This window comes from Eisenbergiella porci, from assembly GCF_009696275.1.
Classification (GTDB): domain Bacteria; phylum Bacillota; class Clostridia; order Lachnospirales; family Lachnospiraceae; genus Eisenbergiella; species Eisenbergiella porci.
Genome location: NZ_VUMI01000030.1, coordinates 15,293 through 33,434 on the forward strand (window position 1 = coordinate 15,293; position 18,142 = coordinate 33,434).

The window sequence follows — 18,142 nt, forward strand, 5'->3', positions numbered from 1 at the left end:
ATTAATATGGCTGAATATGATTTGATTATAATCGGAGGCGGCCCGGCCGGCCTGGCTGCGGCGGTTTCCGCCCGGAAAAACGGGATTGATAAAATACTTATCCTGGAACGGGATAATGAGCTGGGGGGTATCCTGAACCAGTGCATTCACAATGGTTTTGGTCTGCATACCTTCCATGAGGAGCTGACAGGCCCTGAGTATTCCGCCCGCTTCATTTCCCAGGTGAAGGAGCTGGAAATTCCTTATAAGCTGCATACCATGGTGCTTGATATCTCTACTTCGGGGAAGGGCTCCGAAAAAACGGTGACGGCAATGAACCGTGAGGACGGCCTGATGAGGCTTACCGCCGCCGCAGTCATCCTGGCCATGGGCTGCAGGGAACGGCCCAGAGGCGCGCTGAATATTCCCGGCTACCGCCCCGCCGGCATTTATTCCGCAGGAACCGCACAGCGGCTGGTGAATATGGAAGGCTTTATGCCCGGAAAGGAAATCGTCATCCTCGGTTCCGGAGATATCGGCCTGATCATGGCGCGGCGCATGACGCTGGAGGGCGCTAAAGTTAAGGTAGTCGCGGAGCTTATGCCCTATTCCGGCGGCTTGCAGAGAAATATCGTGCAGTGTCTGGACGACTTCGGCATTCCTTTAAAACTCAGTACCACTGTCGTTGATATCGACGGCAGGGAACGGGTGCGCGGCGTAACGCTGGCGAAGGTGGATGAGAACAGAAAGCCTGTCCCCGGCACGGAGGAATACATTCCCTGCGACACCCTCCTGCTCTCCGTGGGACTGATCCCCGAAAATGAGCTGTCCGGGAAGCTGGGCGTGGCTATGGCTCCCGTCACCTCCGGCCCCAGCGTCAATGAGAGCCTGGAAACAAGCACTCCCGGCGTCTTTGCCTGCGGCAATGTGCTCCATGTACATGATCTGGTTGACTATGTTTCGGAGGAAGCGGAAAAAGCCGGAAAATATGCGGCGCAGTACATACGCGGCGGACAAACGACTGCCAATGACGGCAGACCGGTATCCCTGCTGGCCAGAAACGGCGTCCGCTATACGGTTCCGCAGGAAATCCGCCCTTCCCATATGGAGGATACCCTCACCGTCCGCTTCCGCGTGGGCGATGTTTATAAAAACTGTTATATCGGCGTATATGTAAATGACAGGCAGATCGCCAGACTGAAGAAAAACAAGCTGGCTCCTGGTGAAATGGAGCAGGTAATTATAAAAAAATCCGATCTCCTGTCCGTCCAGGCACCGGAAACCATCACCATCCAGGTAGAAAGGGGTGAAGCGAATGGAAACGCGTGAACTCATCTGTATTAACTGCCCTTTAGGCTGCGCACTTACCGTAACCCTTGAAAACGGGGAGGTTACCCGGGTAACAGGCAATACCTGCCCCAGAGGCGAGGCCTATGCAAGAAAGGAATGCACCAATCCCACCCGTATCGTCACCACCACCGTTCGCGTGGAGGGCGGACGGCTGCCTGTTGTTTCCGTGAAAACAGCTTCCGACATCCCCAAAGGAAAAATTGCCGATTGTGTCAGGGCGCTTAAGAATGTAAAGGTGAAGGCCCCTGTCCATATCGGGGATGTGATTTTGGAAAATGCCGCCGGGACCGGCGTAAATATCATTGCCACCAAGGACGTGCTTTGATATATTAGGTATGACTGTATTGTTTCCCCGCAGTTAATGCCAATTATACAAACAGGCAGCCGAAATGCTGCCATACTCTGATTAAAGGAAGGTTCACACATGATAACAGATTTCTACGGCCGCTGTGCAGATATATTAAAGCGGAAAAAACTATGGCTGCTGGACATGGACGGCACAATTTACAACGAAAATGAGATCTTCGACGGCACGCTCGATTTTCTGCAGCAGATTAAGGATCACGGAGGCCGTTATATTTTCATTACCAACAATTCCTCCAAGTCCGTAAACGATTATGTGGAAAAAGTGACCCGCATGGGCATACAGGCGGGCTTTGAGGACTTCTATACCTCCAGCCAGGCTACCGCCATGTACATCCGTGAAAATTATCCCGGGCAGACCGTATACTGCATGGGGACCCGTTCCCTGGTAACGGAACTGCGGGAAAGCGGCCTTACGGTGGTAACGGAGCCGGATGAGAACGCCTCCATTGTCCTCATCGGTTTTGATACGGAAAACACCTCCGAAAAAATCCGTAATACCTGCATCATGCTGGGCCGTGATGTGGTGTATCTGGCTACCAATCCGGATCTGGTGTGCCCGGTAAGCTTCGGCTTTATCCCGGACTGCGGCTCCATGAGTATTATGCTGAAAAACGCCACAGGGAAGGAACCGTTCTTTATCGGCAAGCCAGAGCCCATCATGGTGGACTGTGTGCTGAAAAATACCGGCTGCCTGCCGGAGGATGCCGTCATCGTGGGCGACCGTCTGTATACGGACATTGCCACCGGTAAAAATGCTGTTGTGGACGCTGTCTGTGTGCTCTCCGGCGAAGCCACCCTGTCGGATATAGAGGAAGGGGATATCAAGCCGGATTTCCTGTTCCGTGATGTAAAGGAAATCTGGGAGAAGCTCCGGTAAGTTTCCTTCTGTAACAGATCAAACAGGTCTGCGCAGTAAATGCGCAGACCTGTTTGATCTGTTGCGTTCTTCTTGCTATCAGGAAAAACGCTTCTTGATTTCCTCATATTTATCCGCCGTAATCAGCGCATCCTTATCAATATCCTTGAAGGCCACAATATAGGTCCAGCGGCCGTAGGGTTCTATTTTTTTGATTTTGGAAACGTTAATAATGTAGGATTTGTGGCTTCTTAAGAACACATCCGGATCCAGCTTCGCTTCGATATCTCCCAGACCGGCCGACGTGGTGAAGGAATCCTGCTTTGTGTAGATGACGGTGCTGTTATTTTCCCGCTGCACCAGGATGATATCCTGGATATCCACAAAGCTCATGCTTTCCCTGCCCTTTACCAACAGGCGGTCCAGGCCTCTTTCGTAGCGTACTATTTTATCCAGATGATCCAGAGGCTCCGGCTCCTGCAGGGAAAGAATCCGATCCAGCGTGCGTTCCACTCTCTCAATGTCGAAGGGCTTTATGAGGTAATCAAAAGCATATACCTCAAAGGCCTCGGACATATACTCTGAATGAGCCGTGGCGAATACGATTTTCGTTTTAGGCTCCATGTCGGCAATAATCTTGGCACAGTCTATACCGCTTGCCCCGTTGATTTCAATATCAAGGAAAACAACCTCCGGCTTCAGCCTGGCAAAGAGGCTCACCGCATCCGCCAGATTATCGCATTCGCCCGCCACCTGGAATTCTTCCTTCTTTTCTATGATTTTTTTCAGCAGCATCCGTATGCCGCTTTCATCTTCGACCAATATTACTTTGATTGCCATAAGCTTTCCTTTTTCTTTTCCTGCACACCGGTTCCCCGATAATTTCACTAAAAACGACCGCCTGCCTCAGCGCCGCCCGGCCTTCCGGCATACGGGAAGTTTCTTGCTGCCGCGGCCTTTGCGCCGCCCGGCCGGCTGACGGGGACACCTGCTGCATCAACGCTTCCGGCGCCTCGTCCATGTCTGCCTCTTCCTCCCATTTTGGAAAGGACTCCGGGGCGGCAGCCTTTGCCGTTTTCTTCTTTTTTTTGAACGTACTGCCTGCAAAAGGGAGCTGTGCACCCAAATAGCCCTGCAGCTGCATTTTTTCCGATATTAATGTCCTTGAAAGCTCTTCCGTCAGTCCTTTAAAGGTCATATTAATCATTCCTTCCGTCACTGGTCAGATCCACGTCAATGCTGCCCGCTCCTGAAATGGAGGAACGCATATCGGTATCCGCCTTCAGATTCTGAAGCTCATAATAGTCCATAACTCCCATTTTGCCTTCACGCAGGGCATAAGCAAGCGCCTTGGGCACCTCGGCTTCCGCTTCCACCACGTAAGCGCGCATTTCCTGTTCCTTCGCAACAGCCATGGCACGTCTTTCCTCCGCCTTGGCCTGGGCGATATTCTTGTCTGCCTCCGCCTGCAGGGACTGCAGCTGGGCGCCGATGTTTCTTCCCACGTCGATATCCGCAATATCTATGGAAAGGATTTCAAAAGCCGTTCCGGAATCCAGCCCCTTGCTCAGGACACGTTTTGAAATGTCATCCGGGTTCTCCAGCACTTCCTTATGGGACTGTGCGGAACCAACGGTAGTTACGATGCCTTCACCGATTCTTGCCAGAATTGTCGCTTCGCCGGCGCCGCCCACCAGGCGTTCCAAATCCGCTCTTACGGTTACTCTTGCTTTTACAAGAAGTTCAATACCATCCTTTGCCACAGCCGATACATTGGTGGTTTCGATGACCTTGGGATTTACGCTCATTTTTACAGCTTCCAGGACGTCACGGCCTGCCAGGTCGATAGCCGCCGCCTTTTCAAAAGGAAGCTCTATGCCCGCCCTTTCCGATGCAATCAATGCATTAACCACATTGTCCACGTTGCCGCCTGCCAGATAATGGGCTTCCAGCTGGTTTACTCCCAGATTCATACCTGCCTTTCTGGCCTTAATCAGAGGAAGCACGATACGGGACGGAACCACACGCCGCAGCTTCATACCGATGAGGTTGAAAATGCTGATTTTTACGTTAGCAGCCAGTGAAGAAATCCACAGGCCTATGGGAACAAAGATGAAAAATAAAACGATAAGTAGTCCAAGTATGCCAATTAATGTGATAACTACTATATTACTCATTATGATACCCCCTGACTATGGTTGTTTTTAGTTTTTTAGTTCCTTCAGTTACAGTTGTTCTGCGATTCCTCCGAAACCGTTGCTTCTAAGAGTTCAGATCCATGGAACAGGCATGGTCTTCATAAAAAACAGAACCAGAAGAAGGCCAAGTACGCCGACTAATGTTATAACTATTGTATTGCTCATTATAATATCTCCTGCCTATTTTTATGCAGCCGTTCACTGCCTTCACAGTTACTGTTGTTTTACGATCAGTTTGGAGCCGTTTACTTTTATGATTTCCAGGGAAGCGCCCTTTGATATATATTTTCCTTCGGAAATTACATCAAAATTGACACCTTCAAAGTTACCCACGCCGGTAGGCCTCAGATCCGTTTCCGCAATCCCTTTTTTACCCAGCAGGTAATCCAGGTCCACGGAGCTGATATAGCCTTCATCCTTCTTCTGCTCTTCCTCCAGGATGATGGGCGAGTGTATCTTCCCCTTTGACAGCATCCACAGGATAATGGCCATCATGATGGCCAGCAGCGCCAGCACTATGACTGTGATGAACGCGCCCTCCTCAATGGTATCCGCCGTCAGGAAAAGTCCGATTACCAGACAGGCTATGCCGCTGATTCCCGGCGCCCCGAAACCCGGAACCACCATTTCAACAGCGATGAGGATAAATCCCGCAATAAACAGGATAATTCCCACTATCATCAATGTATCCATTCCTGTATCCTCCTTTCCCGGTACACGTCTTTTTCGTCTGCCTTAACTGTAAGCTCATGCACCAGCTTTATGAATCTGATTATAAACTGCATTTAGTTTAAAAAAAGCCATAATCCGCAACTTATACATAATCAAAGCTGTAATGTCATAAAAATCAATCCAATTGCGTTTATCCTGCTGTCCCGGACGACCCGGCGGCTACCGGGGGAGCCGCACCTCAAAGCAGGTCTCCTTTTCATCGGAGGTCAGGCTGATGGTGCCCCTGATATCCTTTACGATTTCCGAAACAATGGTGAGGCCGGTGCCATGCCCTTCCTCTCTTTTCGTGGAAAAGCCCTGATGGAAAATGAGCGGCTGCCTGTCCGCAGGGATGGCCGGCCCATTGTTGCATATGCGGAAAATATACATCTCCTTTTCCTGACGGATTTCCACGGTCAGCTTTCTGTCCTTCTCCCTTTCTCCCAGCGCAGTAATCGCATTATCGATGAGGTTTGCAAGGATTTTACACAGCTCCCACGGCTCCAGGGGGATTTCCTTAAGAGGAGTGCCCACCTCCACCACCATATCGATCCCGTTCTTTTCCGCGGACTCCATTTTCGCCTGAAGAAGGGCATTGACAGCGGGCTGGGAGGTTTTCATGGCCTTAGTCACCCTGCTGATATCCCTGAATACCGGCTCCATATACTCCCTGGCATCCTCATACTCTCCCAGCTGGAGCAGGCCGTAAATCACCTGCAGATGGTTCAGATAATCGTGCCGCTGGGCGCGCAGCTTCAGATTGAGATTCTCTAGATTTTTCATGCTTTCCCGATAGCTGTCGTCCTGGTAACGGCTGGCCGCATACAGACCGAGCAGGGTAAGCAGGCTGCTTAACAGCAGGATTCCTATGGTCAGGTAAACTGCCGGGTTCACCCTGCCCAGCACATGGGTGCCTATGACAAGCCAGAGCAAAATGGCGGCGATAAACTGCAGGCCGTTGATGATTAAAAGCGCTTTTACCGTTTTCTTAATATTCATAGCCTTCCGGCTCCTGTCTGTTTGGATTTTACAAAAATCAGTGGATTCTGGCCAGATATTCCTTTGACAGAATCTTCTTAATATTCAGTGCAAAAAGAATGCAAGCGGTGGCTGCGGAAATAATGTCGGATATAGGCTCCGCATAATAAATTCCCATAACGCCGAAAAACCGGGGCAAAACCAGGGCCAGCGGCACCAGCAGGATCACCTTCCGGAACATGGCGATAAACAGGGATATTTTGGCCTGTCCAAGTGCCAGGAAGGTGGGCTGGATCCCGTTCTGCAGCCCGAAAAACAGCATTCCGAAAAGAAATACGGGCATCACCCGGCTTACCAGGACGATCAGCTCCTCATCATTGGTAAAAAGAGAGGCATAAAGAGCCGGAAAGCACATGGCCGTCATATTAGCCACAAAGGATATGGTGAAGCTGACCGCAATCATGCTGCGGTACAGTTTTTTTACCCGATCGAACTTACCCGCGCCGTAATTGTAGCTGATAATGGGCTGCACACCCTGGGTGAAGCCGGTAAGAGGCGCCGAGAACAGCTGAAGGACACTCTGCATGATGGTGAGGGAACCCACATACAAATCCCCTCCATACATCTGCAGCCCCCTGTTAAGCACGATACTGATCAGGCTCTCCGTGGCACGCATGATAAAAGGTGAAATCCCCAGAGAGCAAATCTGTCCCATAATTCGGAAATCCGGCCTGATATTACAAAAAGACAGACGCAGGGAGGATTTTTTCCCCATAAGAAAGTTCACATTCCAGGCGGCGCTGACCGCCTGGGAAAGCACCGTAGCAATCGCCGCGCCCTTTACGCCCCAGCCGAAAACAAAAATAAACAGCGGATCCAGGGCAATATTGACCACCGCCCCGATAACAATAGAAATCATGGCAATCCGGGAACGCCCCTGGGATATGATAAAAGGATTCAGCCCCAACGCCAGCTCTACAAACAGTGTGCCCAGAAGATAAATGGACATATAATCCAGAGAATACCCGATAGTGGCGTCAGACGCGCCGAACATATAAAGGAACGGCTTCTGGAACAGATAGAAAACAGCCATCAAAACAATTGTAAAAATAACCAGAAGACAGGTGCCGCTCCCCAGTATTTTTTCCGCATGCTTCCTGTCCCCCTTTCCCATCCAGATAGCCGCCAGCGGCGCTCCCCCATACCAACAAAGGCGGAAAAAGCCGAAATCAGCGTAATAATAGGAAAGGTGATACCCACCCCTGTAAGCGCCGCAGCACCCACGCCGGGAATATGCCCTATGTAAATCCGATCCACGATATTATAAAGAATATTGATTATCTGCGCAATAATAGACGGAACCGCCATACTCACCATAAGCCTGCCAATCCGTTCCGTTCCCATCCGCGACTCATTTACACCTGCACTCATACATATCCTCCTGAAGCAAAAATTCTTTTCTGGATATTAGTATAACACGAAGTGGAGGGGGTGGAGAGAAAAAAGTGATGCGGGGGGCGGGGGGTGTTTTGGGGCGGGGGCTTTTATCCCGCTATCCCAAAGATTTTTACCTCCCAGGGCTGGTTTTGGAGGAGTAAACGTGGTAATCTGGTAACAGAAATTATAGATGGAGGTCATTTTAATATGAGAGATTATTCGGAATATACGGAGTATATTGTGGAGAGGACGAAGGAGCTGCTGGGGATTGATAGTCCTTCGGGGTATACACGGGAGGTTTCTGGATATTTGATGCATTTGTACCGGGGGCTGGGGTATGAGCCGGAGCTGACGGTAAAGGGCGGCGTGGTTGTTAAGATCGCGGACGGTGAACGTAGCGGAGCGGATGGCTGCGGGAAAGCCGATCCGGCGGCGGGAGCCATTATGCTGGAGGCGCATGTGGATACGCTGGGGGCTATGGTGGCTGAGGTATCTTCAACGGGAAGGCTGCATCTTACTCCTGTCGGGGGAATGAATGCGAATAATGCGGAGGCTGAAAACTGCCGGGTGATTACGCGCGGCGGAAAGGTTTATACAGGGACGTTTCAGCTGAAGAATGCTTCAATTCATGTGAATGATAATTATAATGAGGTTAAGAGAAGCTATGGGGAGATGGAGGTGCTTCTGGATGAAATCGTCCGCAGCAAGGAGGATGTGCTGGCTTTGGGGATTATGCCGGGGGATTTCGTTTGTTTTGAGCCGAGGACAGTGGTGACGGAATCCGGGTTCATTAAGAGCCGTTTTCTGGATGACAAGCTGAGTACGGGAATTCTTCTTGGGTTTGCAAAATATCTGAAGGATGAGGGTATCAGGCCTGCACGGACGATTTATCAGCATATTACAGTGTTTGAAGAGGTGGGTCACGGCGGCTGCGCTTCTATCCCGGCGGATGTGACTGAGGTTCTTTCTGTGGATATGGGCTGCGTGGGCGATGGCCTTGGGTGTGATGAATGCCAGGTTTCTATCTGTGCGAAGGACAGCAGGGGGCCTTATCATTATGATGTGGTAAGCGGTTTAATCGATGCTGCAAAAAGGGCGGAGGCTGATTTCGCGGTGGATGTGTATCCTCATTATGGGTCGGATGCGGATGCGGCGCTGACTGCGGGTTATGATGTGCGTCATGGGCTGATCGGGCCTGGTGTCTATGCTTCTCATGGCTATGAGCGCAGCCATAAGAAGGGCGTGGAGAATACATTTAAGCTGCTGAAGGCTTATCTGGCCTGATAGTCCGGGCTGTGAGGGAGGATTTTTATGGATTACCTGCAAAAGATAATACCTGTTACCGCTTTGTTTCTGATTATTTTGTTTATTCTGATCCTGATTGTGCGCAGGCTGTCCTACAGGCGTACTTCCCATTGTAAGTGCCCGGCCTGCGGGCAGGAATTTAAGCCTTCACTGATGCAGCTGATTTTTTCAGTAGGCGGAAAGGGCGGGCAGATATTGTATTGTCCTAACTGCGGGGAGAAGAATTATCTGGAGAGGATTCCGGATGAGGAGGATTCCAGCGGGGATAATAAGGATTCCCCAAAAAATAATAGCGATTCCAGTGGAGATGATAAGGATTCTGGAAAAACTGAAAGCGATTCTGGCAGGGATGCGGAGACGTAAGAAAAAGAGCTTTGGATAGAAATAAAAACCATATTATACATTGCATCCGGTTTCCTGTCAGAAGTACAGAAATCGGATGTTTGCATATTCTTTTGAATTAGTTTTAGTATGAGGTTTGCATTGGCATTATAAGGATTTCTACGGAACATGCGCCTGTTTATTTTCGTATTAAAAAGAACACCCGTCAGCCGGTATAAGCCGGCTGACGGGTGTTCTAATTCCAAAATTACAAGCATTTCTTCCTTATTCAAAGCAGTACAGCATCTCCCAGACAAACTCTTCCTCGTCAAAACGGTACTGGGGAAGGAGCTGGGGGCCACAGGAGTTGGATCCTACGCCGCTCTGCTTATAGTCTGTACATACCACAACGCAGCCTGCTTTTTCCAGCTCATAGTTGTGCTTCTTCGTGGCAAGCTCTTCTATAGTGTACTCGGACGCGTTGAAGGAAAAGGGCTTTCTGCCCCTGGCGGTGAGATTTCCCACCTTCACGGTAAAGCAGTTGTAGTGGCTGCCGTTTTCCTGGGGACGCACATAGTCACGGTGAAGCTCAGGCACGGTGATATGGAAAACGTCTATATAGCTTGCCTGATGCTTGTCGCAGTAGCTTTCATGAGGGCCGTATCCGAAGTAGGCCACCTCCTGCTGCTTTTCGGGAATACAAAATTTCAGGCCGAATCTGGGAAGGAACGGGAAGGCGGTATCCCTCTTTCCATCCACCGTAACCCTGATTTCCCCGTCGCCGTTTACGGTCCATACGGCATGCAGTCTCAGGAAGGGCTGGATGAACACCGCTGCTATGGAGAAATCACAGGTAATGGTAACAATACCCTGTCTCAGCTTCGCTTCACAGCCATATACCTTGACCACGCTTCTGTCATAGCCGGCTTCCTTCCATACATTTACAATATTTCTGTCATTGTCCGTGGGAGCCCGGTAAACATTCCATTCCACAGGCGCTGTGACAAGGGCTTCCCCGTGGCGCTCCAGTTTAATGAAATTCCCTTCTTTTTTCCCGAATTCGTAGTGAAGGAATTCGTTGCCAAGGCAGAAAGCTTCCGGCGTTTCCGTCAGGGTAAGCGGTTCTCCCTTATTTTCAAAAGCCGGCTCTTTTTCCTTCTCCTCGGAAAGTGCGAACTGGTCAAAGCCCATTTCATGGCCCACCTGGGTCAGCTTATCCTTGGCCTTCTGGTAGTAAGTGAGCTTCAGATAGCAGCGCTCCTCTGTCTTTGCAGGAAGCTTCAGGGTAATGTCCATAAAGCCGTGAGGCTCCGCTTCCAGTTCATCCAGAATGCCTTCTTCCATCAGGACGCCGTTTTTCTTGATTTCATAGCGCAGATAGATATAATCCTTCAGGTTCCTGAAATCCAGCATGTTGTGCAAGCGGATAATGCCTTTCTTCCTGTCTGTAAGCTCGGCGCGGATGGGGCGGATGGCATTTTTCCACTCGTAAAGCCCTTCATGAGGCCGTCTGTCCGGATATACCAGGCCGTCCATGCAGAAGTTGCCGTCATGGGGGAATTCTCCCGCATCTCCGCCGTAGTGGAACATTTCCTTTCCGTTCTCCGCCCTGCCCTCATAGGTGGCGTGGTCGCACCACTCCCAGACAAAGCCGCCGCAGAAGCCATCATATTTATAAATCTGCTGCATATAGTCTTCGATATCTCCGGGGCCGTTGCCCATGGCGTGAATGAACTCGCACTGAACAAAGGGCTTCTTTTCTCCCGGCTGTGCAAAATATTCGTCAATCATCTGGGTGAAGGCGTACATATGGCTCTCCACATCCAGCATGGATTCATCCTTTTTGTGTCCTGCAGGTTCAAAATGGACGCTTTCATAGTGAAGCAGCCTGGTGGGATCATAATTTTTCACCCAGCGTCCTGCTTCTTCAAAATTGGTTCCGTAGCCCGACTCATTGCCAAGCGACCAGAAAATCACGCTGCTGCAGTTCTTGTCCCGGATCACATTGCGCTGCACCCTGTCCATAACGGAAGCCTTAAACCGAGGATCTTCAGCAAAATAGCTGAACGTACCCTCCGTGCTTCCGCCGTACACCGTTGCGCCGCCATGGGATTCCATATCCGCTTCCGCTATCAGATAAAAACCGTATTCGCTGCACAGCTGGGGAAACCAGGGAGCGTTGGGATAATGGCTGGTACGGATGGCGTTGATATTGGCCTCCTTCATGATACGCAGGTCAAACATGGCGTCCACGCGGGATACCACTGCGCCGGTATAAGGGCTGCTGTCATGGCGGTTGACGCCTTTGAACTTCACCGGGCGTTCATTAATGAGCACCACGCCGTCTTTTATGGAAATGGTACGGATGCCTACCTTCTGAACCAGGATTTCTTCCGGGGTCCTGAGCTTGAGCGTATATTGATAAGGCTCCTCCGCATTCCACAGAACCGGATCCTTCACGGAAAAAGCGGCGCTGCCGTCCTTTGCTTCGCATTCTCCAAGAAGCGTATCCTTATCCCACAGCTCGCAGATTACCTGAGGCTCTCCCACGACACTGTCCAGCTTCACTTCCACCCGGGCCGTATTCTCCGCAAAGTCCACAGGCGTTGTCACCGTGAAGTCCCTTACGTATTCCTTCGGGCGGAAAATCAGGTGCACATCCCGGAATATTCCGGACATACGGAACTTATCCTGATCCTCAAGATAGCTGCCGTCACACCATTTCAGCACAAGGACCGCCAGCTTGTTCATGCCGGTTTTGGTTTTACCGGTGATGTTGAATTCGCTGGGGCTGTGGGAAACCTGGCTGTAGCCCACAAATTTCCCGTTAATCCATACGTAAAAGCAGGAATCCACGCCTTCAAAATAAAGGAACTGTTCCTCCTTCGCCTCACTGCGGCTGATGTCAAAATATTTGATATAAGCGCCGCAGGGATTATTGTCGGGAACATAGGGCGGATCAAAAGGGAAGGGATACCGGACGTTGGTATACTGCTTCTGATCGAAGCCCAGCATCTGCCAGCAGGAAGGCACTTCTATCCTGTCGAACTGTTCTTCGTCGAAATCCTTCCTTTGGAACTCTGGTACGGCCTCCACACAGGGAAAGTAACCGAATTTCCAGTCAATGCCGCTTAAATTGCGGGCATTTTCCTTTTCCTGCAGGTCCAGGGGTATGTAGAAGCATCTGTTCTCCTCCGTCCCCACATGCAGTGTTTCAGGGTTCTCATAGAATTTTTCCAGAATCATAAGCTCTCCTCCGAAACCAGGCTTCTGCCGGTCATTGAATGCTTGGCTTTCCTGCGTTCCGTTTCCTCTATTTGGACTTTTCATTGCTACTGTAAATTATAAAGAAAATATGTTACACTTACAATACAAAACGGAAGAAATAGTGAAATAATTGTTACAGTTGGGCAGGTCTGCGCATTTACTGCGCAAACCATGAGAAAACGCGGCGGCAACAGGAATGTGAGGTAATATGTACGATACTCTGGTTACATTGAAAAAAGGGGCCGGCAGGACTTTAAAGGCCGGCAGCATGTGGGTTTATAACAATGAAATAGAAAGTATTGCAGGGGATTTTGAAAACGGCGATATCGTAACCGTACACGATTCCGACGGTTTTTTTCTGGGGATTGGCTTTATTAATACCAGGTCAAAGCTTACGGTAAGGCTTCTTTCCCGGAAAAAGGGAACGGTCATTGATGATGCGTTTCTGGAAAAAAGAGTGCAGAATGCCTGGGATTACCGGAAACAGACGGTGGATACCGGCTGCTGCAGACTGATTTTCGGGGAGGCGGACTGGCTTCCGGGCCTGGTGGTGGACAAGTTTTCGGACTGCCTGGTGGTGGAATCCCTGGCTCTTGGCATCGACCGGCTCAAGCCCGCAATCCTGGACGCGCTCTGCCGGGTGCTGAAAAAGGACGGCATCGTAATACGCGGCATTTTTGAGCGCAGCGACGCCAAGGTACGGCTTCAGGAGGGAATGGAGCGTTATAAGGGCTTTATCAGCGAACCCTTTGATACGAAGGTGGAAATTGAGGAAAACGGCGTTAAATATATTGTGGATATGGAGGATGGCCAGAAGACCGGCTTTTTCCTGGATCAGAAATACAACCGGGCCGCTGTCCAGCGTCTCTGTAAAGGGAAAAAGGTTCTGGACTGCTTTACGCACACCGGTTCCTTTGCATTGAACGCAGGAATCGCCGGCGCGGACAGCGTGCTTGGCGTGGACGCCTCTCAGACCGGAGTGCTGCAGGCGGAGGAAAATGCCCGCCTGAACCATCTGGAGGATCGGGTGAAATTCCAGTGTGCGGACGTGTTTGAGCTGCTGCCACAGCTGGAGGAAAAGGGCGAGAAGTTCGATGTGGTGATTCTGGATCCTCCCGCTTTTACCAAATCCAGAAATTCGATCAAGAATGCGGTAAAAGGATACCGCGAAATTAACCTGCGGGGAATGAAGCTGGTGGAGGACGGTGGCTTTCTTGTAACCTGTTCCTGTTCTCATTTCATGGAACCGGAGCTTTTTGCCAAGACCATCCGGGAGGCGGCTCATGGGGCGCACAAGAGGCTGCGGCAGGTAGAGTTTCGTACCCAGTGCTGTGATCATCCAATTTTGTGGGCGGCGGACGAATCCTATTATCTGAAATTTTATATTTTCCAGGTGTGTGAGGAGCAGTAAAGGCGCTGCCGGGGCGGTAAATTATGCCAGCTCAATATGCAGGCGGCAGGCCTGCTGACGGAGGAATTTACTTAAGATGTATCAGACGATTCTGAAGGACTTTGATATACGGATGCTGATGGGTTCCGGGCAGGTATTCCGGATCGCCCCGTGCGGGGAGGACTGTTATACGGTGACTGCTGGAGATCATTTCGTATGCCTGCGCTGTGCCGGGCATCAGGATGCGGGCTGTGGGAAAGATGAGGCTTTTGTGGAATTTTCCTGCACTGAGGAGGAATTTCTGTCCTTCTGGCATAATTATTTTGATTTGTCCCTGGATTACGGCGCCATAAAGGAAACGGTTGATCCGGAGGATGCATTTTTACAGGCGGCTGTTGCTTATGGAAGCGGTATCCGTATTCTGCGGCAGGATCTCTGGGAAACGATAATCAGCTTTCTGATATCACAGAATAATAATATAACACGGATACGAAGGAGCATTGAAGCGCTCTGCGCCAAATTCGGGGAGAAGCTGGATACGGACGGGCATTCCATGTCATTTCCGGAGGACAGGCCTTTTACCGGGGCTTCCTTTTATTCCTTTCCCACGCCTGAGGCCATTATCGCCGGCGGATTGGATGGGCTGCAGGATCTGGGGCTGGGTTACCGGGATAAATATATCCTGGCCATGGCAAAACGCTGCAGCGGCGCGCCCGGACAGGAATTCCTGGCTTCCCTGGAGCAGGCGGATTATGATGGGGCGCAGGCAATCCTGATGGGAGAATTCGGCATCGGACGTAAGGTGGCTGACTGTATCTGTCTGTACGGCCTCCACCATATCGGCGCTTTTCCTGTGGATACCCATGTGAAACAGATTCTGGCTTCTTTTTATCCGGACGGATTTCCCTTCCGCCGTTACGAGGGATTTGCCGGGATAATACAGCAGTATATGTTCTATTACAAGCTCTCCCTTTCTGCTTCCGGCACCGTTAAGAAAACGGGAAAACAAAGAACTGCAAAGAAAAAAGCCGGATGAAAAGCGGCCTGGAAATACAGAGTCCGGTCATTCCGGACAATCCCTGACATCATAACAGTCCTGACGGGGCTGAACCGTTACCTGACATCAGTCATATGCCCGGCGTGGCGGGCAGATAGGAGCCTAATGGATAACACCGATAACATCATACTTTCCATATTAAAGGAGAACAGCCGGGCAAGCGCCTCCGAAATCAGCAAGCAGGTAAATCTTTCCGTTCCCGCTGTTACGGAACGTATCCGTAAGCTGGAGCTGTCCGGCGTCATCGAAAAATATACTGTCCGCGCCAATCCCTATGCACTGGGGTATAATCTGCTGGCCTTTGTTATTGTTAAGGTGGACTGCTCGGTGAATCTGGAAGCCTTTCAGGATGCCATTGCCGGCCTTCCTCAGGTACTGGAATGCCACCATACCGCAGGGCCGGGTGACTATCTTCTGAAGGTGCTTTTCCGGGATATGCAGGATATGGAGAATTTTCTTTCACGCACGCTGAAGGATATCAGGGGCGTAGCTGATACCAACACAATCATCTGTCTTTCCACCTTGAAGGAGGAAATCACAGTATAGCAGAATATGGCTGAGAAAGGTACGCTGCGGAGTACGCTTTCAGGCTCCAGGCAGGCTTTTCTTTCATGCTTTCGGGCTTTTCTGTGGACTTTTCTGCAGCCTTTTCTATCGGCTTTTCTATGGTATTTTTACAGCCTTTTCATGGCGCGGATTCTTTTTTTCGTCTCTTTGTCCACGCTGAGGGATTCTGTGATTTTCTGAAGGGACTTATTATAAGTGAAATCATCCAGCCGACAGCGGCCCAGATAGCTTTCCGTTTTTTCGGGGAACTTAACATAGCACATGGAAACGGCCCAGGCAACCGCCATTTTTACGTAATAGCCCTCATGGCTGATACCGTCGAAAATGGGGAACAGCCTGTCGATATAATCCGGCGTAATATAGTAGTCCAGGAGCATCACTATGGCAAAGCGCACGGTGAACTCTTCACCGGATAGGATGCAGGGCTGCAGGAAGTCCCAGAACTCTGCGGGGTTCTCCCCGGCCGCCTTGAGGGTGATGCAGAAGCTGTCGCATACAGACCAGTTGTTTATTTTGGGAAGAAAGGCGGCGATCTGTTCCAGAATATCGGGAAGCGGCGCTTTGGCATAGCCGATGATGAAGCCCTGAAGCATGATTTCCTCAAAGCTGTCCTGGGTGCACCGGGCGAGATTTTCCAGCCAGTTTTCTTTTGCCAGCTTCCGGGCTATCTTACGCAGGGCAGGAAAGCGGACGCCGAGTATATGCTCCGTTCCCGGAAGGAGGGAGGATGAAAAGTCCCTGTAGGCAGGTTCTGCCAGCAGGGACAACTGTTCCTTTATATCTGTGGTATCGTTGCTGTGGGCGGTATTATTCTTTTTCCCTGAAGATGGCGGCATATTCTTTTCCCTCGCTGCTGTAGATTTCCGCATTGCGGCGGTTGTTTTCCACTTCCCGGTCCATGACCTGCCTTTTTACGGCGGCCGGGCTTCCCATTGCCATTGAGTTATCCGGAATTATGGTGTTCTGGGTTACCAGCGCTCCTGCGCCGATGATACAGTTCTTTCCGATGGATGCGCCGTTTAAGATAATGGCTCCCATGCCGATCAGGGTATTATCTCCGATACTGCAGCCATGAATTATAGCTCCGTGGCCTATTGTGACACCGGTCCCGATCCGTACCGGATGTCCGGCATCCACATGTATGACGGCATTATCCTGTATGTTACTGCCGCGGCCGATACGGATGCTCTCCGCCTCCGCACGCACAACGGCGTGAAACCATATGCTGCATTCCTCTTCTATATGTACGTCGCCCAATATTACGGCATCCGGCGCTGTAAATACATTTTCTGCTATTTCCGGGGTTTTCATGGCATAATTTCCTTTGTGGTGGGTGGGTTATTGTTATTATGTAACATAATGTTTTGTTGCCTTTACAGCTACATTATGCCATTCCACGTCAGGAGCGTCAATTGGTATTTCGTGTCTGTTTGTGTTCATCTTATGACGGGGTTACTATATGCCATGTAACCGTCTTACCGGATATCATATACGCTGCGTACCTGCAGATTTTCCGGTTTTCCTTCCAATATTCTGATGGAACGGCATCCGGGATTCATATCAAAATATTTATCCCCCAGAAGCAGCGTATCATCCCCATTCTTTATTTCCACGCTTTTGGCAAAGGATGAGGCATAAATCTTTAAAACCCCTTCCTCTGCCTTCTCCACACACAAATGAGGATCCGCAAAGTGGAAATGCTTGGGCGCACAGAACAAAACACTTCCGGCTGAAACGATCAGGATCGGAGCTGTAAAACCAAATAACAGGTTCAGGCCGCTCAGGACCAGGGTATTTCTTATCAGGCGTGAAAAATAGTGGCCGGATATAAATTTCTGAAACCATTTCAGCCCTACCCATTTCACCTCCGGGAATGCGGAACCCGGCACATAATCCTGAAATGCAATTATCAGGCCGTACGTCTGATTGTTGGGCTCAATATATATGAAGTACGCATTTTTTTCAACTGCCAGAAATTTCTGGAGGGAACAGAATGTGCGGGAAGGGAAATTTTCCAGGAATTTATGCGGCTTCAAAGAATTTATGGAGAGGAAAAATTTGTTCACCGCGGAAAATTTTGTTCTTTGAGGGTAAGAAAACTTTATTTTACTGTTTACTCCCATACCCAACAGCAACCCATGGCTTGTCTATTATCCATATCAGCCATTTAAAAGATATTTCAAAAAAACCATTGACATTTTCCTCTATATTTTGTATTATTGAAGGGCTTGATAAAGTCTAGTTCGAAGCGTGGCTCAGTTTGGTAGAGCGCTGCGTTCGGGACGCAGAGGTCGCGTGTTCGAATCACGTCGCTTCGACTACAGTAAACCCTTGGAAACTTATTGTTTTCAAGGGTTTTT

At 50.1% G+C, this 18,142-nt stretch carries 20 protein-coding genes and 1 tRNA gene; 10 read left to right on the forward strand and 11 right to left on the reverse strand.

What is annotated here, in order from left to right:
- The first annotated feature begins 6 nt into the window (after positions 1–6).
- The 3 genes from FYJ45_RS17400 (at position 7) to FYJ45_RS17410 (ending at position 2,572) form a co-directional block, all read left to right on the forward strand.
- Positions 7–1,308, forward strand: coding sequence for an NAD(P)/FAD-dependent oxidoreductase (locus tag FYJ45_RS17400; protein WP_235930869.1), 1,302 nt, complete (start codon positions 7–9; stop codon positions 1,306–1,308).
- Entirely contained in the window at positions 1,295–1,654 is a 360-nt protein-coding gene (locus FYJ45_RS17405) for a DUF1667 domain-containing protein (RefSeq protein WP_154466141.1), read from the forward strand. The genes FYJ45_RS17400 and FYJ45_RS17405 overlap by 14 nt, the downstream gene beginning before the upstream one ends.
- 99 nt (positions 1,655–1,753) lie before the next feature.
- Positions 1,754–2,572, forward strand: a complete 819-nt coding sequence (locus FYJ45_RS17410; protein ID WP_154466143.1) for an HAD-IIA family hydrolase — start codon at positions 1,754–1,756, stop codon at positions 2,570–2,572.
- A 78-nt stretch (positions 2,573–2,650) separates the two neighbouring features.
- Here the strand turns inward: FYJ45_RS17410 and FYJ45_RS17415 are convergent, their stop codons facing one another.
- From FYJ45_RS17415 to FYJ45_RS31465, 7 genes are all read right to left on the reverse strand, one after another.
- Positions 2,651–3,391 (reverse strand): LytR/AlgR family response regulator transcription factor, encoded by a 741-nt coding sequence (locus FYJ45_RS17415; RefSeq protein ID WP_154466145.1) that lies wholly within the window; start codon positions 3,389–3,391, stop codon positions 2,651–2,653.
- Positions 3,360–3,749 (reverse strand): hypothetical protein, encoded by a 390-nt coding sequence (locus FYJ45_RS17420; protein WP_154466147.1) that lies wholly within the window; start codon positions 3,747–3,749, stop codon positions 3,360–3,362. Before FYJ45_RS17420 ends, FYJ45_RS17415 begins: the two co-directional genes overlap by 32 nt.
- Position 3,750: 1 nt before the next feature.
- Positions 3,751–4,728 (reverse strand): flotillin-like protein FloA, encoded by a 978-nt coding sequence (gene floA, locus FYJ45_RS17425; protein WP_154466149.1) that lies wholly within the window; start codon positions 4,726–4,728, stop codon positions 3,751–3,753.
- 234 nt (positions 4,729–4,962) lie between these two features.
- The gene (locus FYJ45_RS17430; protein ID WP_025487865.1) at positions 4,963–5,442 is read right to left on the reverse strand and encodes an NfeD family protein; all 480 of its coding nucleotides are present in this window, start codon (positions 5,440–5,442) and stop codon (positions 4,963–4,965) included.
- 198 nt (positions 5,443–5,640) lie between these two features.
- Positions 5,641–6,459 (reverse strand): sensor histidine kinase, encoded by an 819-nt coding sequence (locus FYJ45_RS17435; protein WP_021636208.1) that lies wholly within the window; start codon positions 6,457–6,459, stop codon positions 5,641–5,643.
- A gap of 37 nt (positions 6,460–6,496) precedes the next feature.
- Positions 6,497–7,612 carry an MATE family efflux transporter gene (locus tag FYJ45_RS17440; RefSeq protein WP_268890948.1) on the reverse strand — a complete coding sequence of 372 codons (1,116 nt, stop codon included), beginning with the start codon at positions 7,610–7,612 and terminating at the stop codon, positions 6,497–6,499.
- A complete protein-coding gene (locus FYJ45_RS31465; protein ID WP_268890949.1) occupies positions 7,531–7,869 on the reverse strand; it encodes an MATE family efflux transporter in 339 nt (112 codons plus the stop codon). Before FYJ45_RS31465 ends, FYJ45_RS17440 begins: the two co-directional genes overlap by 82 nt.
- Before the next feature lie 213 nt (positions 7,870–8,082).
- Between FYJ45_RS31465 and FYJ45_RS17445 the strand changes: the two genes are divergently transcribed.
- Both FYJ45_RS17445 and FYJ45_RS17450 read left to right on the forward strand, forming a co-directional pair.
- Positions 8,083–9,159 (forward strand): M42 family metallopeptidase, encoded by a 1,077-nt coding sequence (locus tag FYJ45_RS17445; protein ID WP_154466151.1) that lies wholly within the window; start codon positions 8,083–8,085, stop codon positions 9,157–9,159.
- Between the two features lie 27 nt (positions 9,160–9,186).
- Positions 9,187–9,543, forward strand: a complete 357-nt coding sequence (locus tag FYJ45_RS17450; protein WP_154466153.1) for a hypothetical protein — start codon at positions 9,187–9,189, stop codon at positions 9,541–9,543.
- A 243-nt stretch (positions 9,544–9,786) separates the two neighbouring features.
- Here FYJ45_RS17450 and FYJ45_RS17455 read toward each other — a convergent pair whose 3' ends face one another.
- A complete protein-coding gene (locus tag FYJ45_RS17455) occupies positions 9,787–12,747 on the reverse strand; it encodes a glycoside hydrolase family 2 TIM barrel-domain containing protein (protein WP_154466155.1) in 2,961 nt (986 codons plus the stop codon).
- Positions 12,748–12,976: 229 nt separating this feature from the next.
- Between FYJ45_RS17455 and FYJ45_RS17460 the strand changes: the two genes are divergently transcribed.
- From FYJ45_RS17460 to FYJ45_RS17470, 3 genes are all read left to right on the forward strand, one after another.
- Positions 12,977–14,179, forward strand: a complete 1,203-nt coding sequence (locus FYJ45_RS17460) for a class I SAM-dependent rRNA methyltransferase (RefSeq protein ID WP_154466157.1) — start codon at positions 12,977–12,979, stop codon at positions 14,177–14,179.
- A 76-nt stretch (positions 14,180–14,255) separates the two neighbouring features.
- Positions 14,256–15,194: a DNA glycosylase gene (locus FYJ45_RS17465; protein ID WP_154466159.1), complete on the forward strand. Its 939-nt coding sequence runs from the start codon at positions 14,256–14,258 to the stop codon at positions 15,192–15,194.
- A gap of 126 nt (positions 15,195–15,320) precedes the next feature.
- Positions 15,321–15,761, forward strand: coding sequence for an Lrp/AsnC family transcriptional regulator (locus FYJ45_RS17470; protein WP_154466161.1), 441 nt, complete (start codon positions 15,321–15,323; stop codon positions 15,759–15,761).
- A 128-nt stretch (positions 15,762–15,889) separates the two neighbouring features.
- Here FYJ45_RS17470 and FYJ45_RS17475 read toward each other — a convergent pair whose 3' ends face one another.
- From FYJ45_RS17475 to FYJ45_RS30800, 3 genes are all read right to left on the reverse strand, one after another.
- The gene (locus FYJ45_RS17475; protein ID WP_154466163.1) at positions 15,890–16,618 is read right to left on the reverse strand and encodes a DNA alkylation repair protein; all 729 of its coding nucleotides are present in this window, start codon (positions 16,616–16,618) and stop codon (positions 15,890–15,892) included.
- Positions 16,590–17,093 carry a gamma carbonic anhydrase family protein gene (locus FYJ45_RS17480; protein ID WP_154466165.1) on the reverse strand — a complete coding sequence of 168 codons (504 nt, stop codon included), beginning with the start codon at positions 17,091–17,093 and terminating at the stop codon, positions 16,590–16,592. Before FYJ45_RS17480 ends, FYJ45_RS17475 begins: the two co-directional genes overlap by 29 nt.
- 164 nt (positions 17,094–17,257) lie before the next feature.
- On the reverse strand, positions 17,258–17,671 hold the full coding sequence (locus FYJ45_RS30800; protein ID WP_235930870.1) for a hypothetical protein: 414 nt from the start codon (positions 17,669–17,671) through the stop codon (positions 17,258–17,260).
- A 104-nt stretch (positions 17,672–17,775) separates the two neighbouring features.
- Here FYJ45_RS30800 and FYJ45_RS29680 point away from each other — a divergent pair, with 104 nt between their 5' ends.
- Positions 17,776–18,024 carry a hypothetical protein gene (locus FYJ45_RS29680; RefSeq protein ID WP_195841869.1) on the forward strand — a complete coding sequence of 83 codons (249 nt, stop codon included), beginning with the start codon at positions 17,776–17,778 and terminating at the stop codon, positions 18,022–18,024.
- Between the two features lie 2 nt (positions 18,025–18,026).
- Positions 18,027–18,100: transfer RNA gene (locus FYJ45_RS17490), tRNA-Pro, on the forward strand.
- Positions 18,101–18,142 lie beyond the last annotated feature (42 nt).

What these genes read in the sequence shown, in the direction of transcription:
- FYJ45_RS17400 (WP_235930869.1), top strand. Translation starts at nt 7, where the DNA reads ATGGCTGAATATGATTTGATTATAATCGGAGGCGGCCCGGCCGGCCTG.
- FYJ45_RS17405 (WP_154466141.1), top strand. Translation starts at nt 1,295, where the DNA reads ATGGAAACGCGTGAACTCATCTGTATTAACTGCCCTTTAGGCTGCGCA.
- FYJ45_RS17410 (WP_154466143.1), top strand. Translation starts at nt 1,754, where the DNA reads ATGATAACAGATTTCTACGGCCGCTGTGCAGATATATTAAAGCGGAAA.
- FYJ45_RS17415 (WP_154466145.1), bottom strand. Translation starts at nt 3,391, where the DNA reads ATGGCAATCAAAGTAATATTGGTCGAAGATGAAAGCGGCATACGGATG.
- FYJ45_RS17420 (WP_154466147.1), bottom strand. Translation starts at nt 3,749, where the DNA reads ATGACCTTTAAAGGACTGACGGAAGAGCTTTCAAGGACATTAATATCG.
- floA (WP_154466149.1), bottom strand. Translation starts at nt 4,728, where the DNA reads ATGAGTAATATAGTAGTTATCACATTAATTGGCATACTTGGACTACTT.
- FYJ45_RS17430 (WP_025487865.1), bottom strand. Translation starts at nt 5,442, where the DNA reads ATGGATACATTGATGATAGTGGGAATTATCCTGTTTATTGCGGGATTT.
- FYJ45_RS17435 (WP_021636208.1), bottom strand. Translation starts at nt 6,459, where the DNA reads ATGAATATTAAGAAAACGGTAAAAGCGCTTTTAATCATCAACGGCCTG.
- FYJ45_RS17440 (WP_268890948.1), bottom strand. Translation starts at nt 7,612, where the DNA reads ATGGGAAAGGGGGACAGGAAGCATGCGGAAAAAATACTGGGGAGCGGC.
- FYJ45_RS31465 (WP_268890949.1), bottom strand. Translation starts at nt 7,869, where the DNA reads ATGAGTGCAGGTGTAAATGAGTCGCGGATGGGAACGGAACGGATTGGC.
- FYJ45_RS17445 (WP_154466151.1), top strand. Translation starts at nt 8,083, where the DNA reads ATGAGAGATTATTCGGAATATACGGAGTATATTGTGGAGAGGACGAAG.
- FYJ45_RS17450 (WP_154466153.1), top strand. Translation starts at nt 9,187, where the DNA reads ATGGATTACCTGCAAAAGATAATACCTGTTACCGCTTTGTTTCTGATT.
- FYJ45_RS17455 (WP_154466155.1), bottom strand. Translation starts at nt 12,747, where the DNA reads ATGATTCTGGAAAAATTCTATGAGAACCCTGAAACACTGCATGTGGGG.
- FYJ45_RS17460 (WP_154466157.1), top strand. Translation starts at nt 12,977, where the DNA reads ATGTACGATACTCTGGTTACATTGAAAAAAGGGGCCGGCAGGACTTTA.
- FYJ45_RS17465 (WP_154466159.1), top strand. Translation starts at nt 14,256, where the DNA reads ATGTATCAGACGATTCTGAAGGACTTTGATATACGGATGCTGATGGGT.
- FYJ45_RS17470 (WP_154466161.1), top strand. Translation starts at nt 15,321, where the DNA reads ATGGATAACACCGATAACATCATACTTTCCATATTAAAGGAGAACAGC.
- FYJ45_RS17475 (WP_154466163.1), bottom strand. Translation starts at nt 16,618, where the DNA reads ATGCCGCCATCTTCAGGGAAAAAGAATAATACCGCCCACAGCAACGAT.
- FYJ45_RS17480 (WP_154466165.1), bottom strand. Translation starts at nt 17,093, where the DNA reads ATGAAAACCCCGGAAATAGCAGAAAATGTATTTACAGCGCCGGATGCC.
- FYJ45_RS29680 (WP_195841869.1), top strand. Translation starts at nt 17,776, where the DNA reads ATGTGCGGGAAGGGAAATTTTCCAGGAATTTATGCGGCTTCAAAGAAT.